The organism is Streptomyces tateyamensis, assembly GCF_003205575.1.
GTDB lineage: Bacteria > Actinomycetota > Actinomycetes > Streptomycetales > Streptomycetaceae > Kitasatospora > Kitasatospora tateyamensis.
The window spans coordinates 1-341 of sequence record NZ_PYBW01000291.1; the positions used below are offsets into that span (position 1 = coordinate 1).

Sequence of the window (341 nt, forward strand, 5' to 3'; positions counted from 1 at the left end):
GCGGGCCGCCCGGGTCGCCGGGATCGCGGTCCGGCACGCCCGGCTGCGCCACCTGCCGCCCGCCGAGCGGCGGTTGGCACTGGTGCTGTCCGCCTACCCGACCAAGCACGCCCGGGTCGGCAACGCGGTCGGCCTGGACACCCCGGCCAGTGCGGCCCGCCTGCTGCGCCGCCTGCGCGAGGAGGGCTGGGAGCTGGGCGAGGGCTTCCCGGGCATGGAGCCGACCGAGGGAGAGCACGAGGGCGACGCGCTGATCAAGGCGCTGATCGAGGCCGGCGGCTACGACCAGGACTGGTTGACGGAGGACCAGCTGGCCCGCAACCCGGTGCGGATCCCCGCCG

Annotated in this window: 1 protein-coding gene; it reads left to right on the forward strand. The window is 76.8% G+C overall.

The annotated features are described in order from the left end of the window. Nucleotides 1–341, forward strand: a 341-nt coding sequence (locus tag C7C46_RS33410) for a cobaltochelatase subunit CobN (protein ID WP_146259334.1), incomplete at both ends; no start/stop codon positions are given.